The organism is Lactobacillus sp. A27, from assembly GCF_016742815.1.
GTDB lineage: Bacteria > Bacillota > Bacilli > Lactobacillales > Lactobacillaceae > Lactobacillus > Lactobacillus gallinarum.
In genome coordinates this window covers 1-1664 of sequence record NZ_JAEHNT010000024.1, presented here as the reverse complement: position 1 = coordinate 1664, position 1664 = coordinate 1, and the positions used below count along the sequence as shown (strand labels likewise).

1 protein-coding gene is annotated in these 1664 nt (G+C 34.3%); it reads right to left on the bottom strand.

The window, feature by feature from the left end:
• Positions 1-125: 125 nt before the first annotated feature.
• Positions 126-1496: an IS4 family transposase gene (locus JEM49_RS04330; protein WP_087301119.1), complete on the bottom strand. Its 1371-nt coding sequence runs from the start codon at positions 1494-1496 to the stop codon at positions 126-128.
• Between the last annotated feature and the right edge of the window lie 168 nt (positions 1497-1664).

The following is a 1664-nucleotide window of genomic DNA, read 5'->3' as shown; positions in this document are numbered from 1 at the left end:
CAATGTCATTAAGTTAAGACATTGACAATTAATATTAGACTTTTAAAGCACTGATTTAACATTTAATTGGTTAAATTGGTGCTTTTTTCGTACAACAAATAAGGCATAGCACAGATTCTGCTTTTTTAAGCTACGCGATATAAATAATATACAGCTGATTTGGGCTTAATATTTCTCTTGTCCTTGCGGCCTGGTCTAATTGGAATGGTATAATAGCTGATCTGAATAAGGATCCGTTCAAAATCTTGCGTTAAAGAAGAAGCTAAATACATGCTCTGAATAATCAAGCATGATTGCTTGAAATTGATGGCATATTGATACTTGCAATGCTTTTGCGGAATATAGGCCTGTGCATCAATTTGACTGATTGCATTAAACATAATCATATGGGCATAAATTTCCATTTCAATAAATTTATCTTGTTTGGAATGGAACTGTACGCTGCCTAAAGAATACTTCAATTTCTTGAAGGAGGTCTCAATACCCCAACGCAGATGATAAAGCTCTTTAATTCTTTTTAGCGGATAATTTTTTCGATCAAGATTGGTTAGCACAACTTCCCATTCTTCTTTGCCTGATTTGGCATCATTAATTCTAAATTTGCAGGCTCGAAATTTTATTGTGCATAACTCGCCAAAATCCCAGCTTAGATCCTGGGTATTTTTAGAGCGATACTTAATATATTGGCGATAATAATGCTGGACATGGTGAATATTCTCACTGGCTTTATGCGTGATGTAGTAATAGTTAGAAGTAGTTACCAGGCAGGAAATCTCACGATCACATTCTTGATCAGGCAATGTCGTTATTTCTTTAACTCCGCCTTTTCCAGCCTTAGTTCGTATTATGTAATGACAGTTAGGCAGGCGATTGCAGTTTTCAATCATATTGAAACTAGTGTAGCCACGATCCATTGTTACAATATATGGACCACAATTCAAAGCTTTAAGCATTTGAACAGCCGCTTTGCGTTCATCCATTTCTGATTTAGGCTGAAAAATACAATCCTGGTAGGTATTATTCAATAGATCATATAAGGCATTAACGTGAATTTGACAATAGGGTTTCTTTTTATGAGAAGAAGCTTGTACAATGTTATTCGATTTCGGATTCCAGATTTGATTAAAGTCAGAGCCATCAATGGCAAACAAACGGTAGTGATGATCAAAAAGTTGAATATTAAATAGATTTTGATTAAAAACAGTCAGAATATGTTTAAAACAAGCAGGAGAAAGCTGGCTTTTGCGTTGAACATAGGCAGAAGTACTAACTACTTTATCGTTCTTTTTAGTTGCATCTTTGCCAAAAGCTCTAAAGAGTTCACTGTTTAAATTCTGACCTTGCATGTTAATTGTAGTTTTAAGGACTGTCGCTGCATCTAAAGTGCGTTTCCTGGTAAAAGCATGAGGATTATTAATAAAATCGTGAATATGATCCCCAGTATTATTGATAATTTGATCAAGACGTTCTAGAATATTCTTATGAAGGGCTTTCATAATTAACACCAGCTTTCTGGCAATAATTTTGAAGGTTTAAAATATATAAGATAGGCGAAAAGGCAGGTCTTTTCGCCTTTATTTTATACAAAAAAAGAGATCGAATCCAAATGATTCGATCTCTAAAAAAGCACCCTTAATTGTCAATGTCTTAACTTAATGACATTG

Bases quoted from the DNA above. Each gene is read 5' to 3' on its own strand.
- JEM49_RS04330 (WP_087301119.1), bottom strand. From the start codon at position 1,496: ATGAAAGCCCTTCATAAGAATATTCTAGAACGTCTTGATCAAATTATC.